The sequence below is a fragment of the Photorhabdus noenieputensis genome, from assembly GCF_018448935.1.
Lineage (GTDB): Bacteria > Pseudomonadota > Gammaproteobacteria > Enterobacterales > Enterobacteriaceae > Photorhabdus > Photorhabdus noenieputensis.
The window spans coordinates 1-2,526 of the sequence record NZ_RCWC01000098.1; the positions used below are offsets into that span (position 1 = coordinate 1).

Consider the following 2,526-nt stretch of genomic DNA (forward strand, 5'->3'; position numbering starts at 1 on the left):
GAGATCTCCCCGGTATTTATCTTTGATGTGTTTTCTTGGCAATAGGCCATGACTTCACCGATAAAATGGTCTTTGGCCAGACTCCATTTTACATATTTATCGGCAACTCTGTTCATAAGCATCATCAGCTCATTTTGTTTATCCATTTGAATTTTTGGGAGTTTTCTTTCTTCATTGGTACTGTTATCCAAGTATCCTCTGGCGGAAGGATTTCTTTCGTAAAATTCATCTAAAGTATCCATAATGAGTAACCTGTTTCTTTGAAATTTAGTTTAACATAGTGTTATGTACTAAAAATATACAATTGAAATTATAAGTCAAGGTTTATTTTTACTTGTAAGGATAATTTTTGGGGCGTTTTAAGACGTAGGATTATTAGCAAAATCCGTTATAAGTTTTTCTCAATGCAAATATTAATTATTTATCTATTTTCTTGATATATTTATTCGTTTAAGAAAAATATTATTAAATTTCTTTATTTAAATTAATAATTTTATTATTTTCGACGTTTTATGAATTTATTTTTGGCAAAAATATAAGTAATCGATGTTTTGATAAGATGGTTATTATTATGCGAATGTAAGTTAAGAACTTACTTAAATGAATGGTTTTCATTGAGTAGTTGTTGTAAATATAATGTTTCCTCTTTTTTCTTTGCTGGTATTTGATTCTTTAGGCGCTTATATTAATGCATTCGATAAAGACTTGCCTGAGAAAATATGGGAAGATGTTTTTGCGGGCTTTTTAGAGATATTATAGCCTTGACAATGAGTGGTAATGACTAACTGATAAGATAGAGAAACGGATTGTGGCAAAGAAAGAAAAACGGCCTCACCATGATGTATTATTCAAATATTTTTTAACGCAGCCCGAAACGGCCAGGGAGTTTTTATCCCTTTATCTGCCCGGAGAGGTCCAGTCGTTGTGTGATTTAGCCACATTGAAACTGGAACCCGGCAGTTTTGTGGACCAGAATTTACGTCAACTGCACAGTGATGTGCTGTACTCGGTTGAAACGGCTCGGGGACAAGGCTATATCTATTGTCTGATTGAGCATCAGTCCACCCCTGACCCATTGATGGCCTGGCGGTTGATGTATTATGCCATGTCAGCTATGTCGGCTCACCTGAAAAAAGGCCATACTGAACTTCCTTTGGTGGTGCCTTTGCTGTTTTATCATGGAGAGGTTCGGCCGTATCCTTACACAAACCGGTGGCTGGATTGTTTTACGCTCCCTGAACAGGCTGCTCGCTTATACTGCCAGGCGTTTCCGTTGGTGGACGTCAGTGTGCTCAGCGATGAAGAAATCCTGACACATAAAGGGGTTGCCCTGATGGAGCTGGTGCAAAAACACATCCGCTGCCGGGATATGCAGGAATGGGTCCTCCAATTGGTTGAACTCTTGAATGCAGGGTATAATACAACTGAGCAGCGCAATGTGGTGTTACGCTATATTTTACTGAATGGACATACGTTGGATCTCTCACGCTTTGTCCATCAACTGATTGAACAATCTCCGGAGCATGAAACGATGTTGATGACTATTGCAGAACAGCTTGAACAAAAAGGGCGCGAGCAAGGTATCAAGCAAGGTATCAAGCAAGGCATTGAGCAAGGCCGGGAGGAAGGTCGGGAGGAAGGCCGGGAGGAAGGCCGGGAGGAAGGCCGAGAAGAAGGTCGAGAAGAAGGTCGAGAAGAAGGTCGAGAAGAAGGTCGAGAAGAAGGTAAACTGGAAACGGCTCGTGCCTTATTACGGCATGGTGTGAGTTTGGACATTATTGTCACCAGTACCGGACTGAGCCGGGATAAAATTGAAATGTTAAAGCATTAAATTAATCTTCTCTTTCACAGCAAAATGCCGATATTCAAGTTCGGCATTTTTGTTCTTATTCAGGATGATGGTTATACAAGGGACTTTTACGTTTGCCCGGCGAAGCTGAAACCGGTCAGACTGAAGCAACAATTTCCGGAGCATGAAACGATGTTGATGACTATTGCAGAACAGCTTGAACAAAAAGGGCGCGAACAAGGTATCAAGCAAGGTATTGAGCAAGGCCGAGAGAAGGGTCGAGAAGAAGGCCGAGAAGAAGGCCGAGAAGAAGGCCGAGAGGAAGGTAAACTGGAAACGGCTCGTGCCTTATTACGGCATGGTGTGAGTTTGGACATTATTGTCACCAGTACCGGGCTGAGCCGGGATAAAATTGAAGCGTTAAAGCATTAAATTAATCTTCTCTTTCACAGCAAAATGCCGGTGTTCAAGATCGGCATTATTTTTTCTTATTCAAGGTGATGGTTATACAAGGGACTTTTATGTTTGCCCGACAAAGCTAAAACCTATCAGACGGAAGCAGCTTTATAGGGTTCCTAAGAGTATGGGAAACGCGATTAAGTGAGTTGTTGGGAGTGTTAGAAATTCTGTGTCATTCCAGTAATATATCTCAAAAAGGAATGATACATGACTCAATCTTTCGATTTCGACAAAGCCCTGAAAGCGCTTCAGGAGGGTCAGGCACTGACCGGTAAGAA

1 protein-coding gene and 2 pseudogenes are annotated in these 2,526 nt (G+C 40.9%); 2 read left to right on the forward strand and 1 reads right to left on the reverse strand.

Annotation, left to right across the window (positions count from 1 at the left end; all coding sequences use genetic code 11):
• Positions 1 to 242 (reverse strand): annotated as a pseudogene (locus EAE91_RS23230) (DUF4225 domain-containing protein); the annotation flags it as partial.
• Positions 243 to 808: 566 nt separating this feature from the next.
• On the opposite strand from EAE91_RS23230, the gene EAE91_RS23235 reads away from it, so the two are divergent.
• Entirely contained in the window at positions 809 to 1,831 is a 1,023-nt protein-coding gene (locus tag EAE91_RS23235) for an Rpn family recombination-promoting nuclease/putative transposase (RefSeq protein ID WP_214090508.1), read from the forward strand.
• Positions 1,832 to 1,948: 117 nt separating this feature from the next.
• Positions 1,949 to 2,221 (forward strand): annotated as a pseudogene (locus tag EAE91_RS23240) (ISNCY family transposase); the annotation flags it as partial.
• Between the last annotated feature and the right edge of the window lie 305 nt (positions 2,222 to 2,526).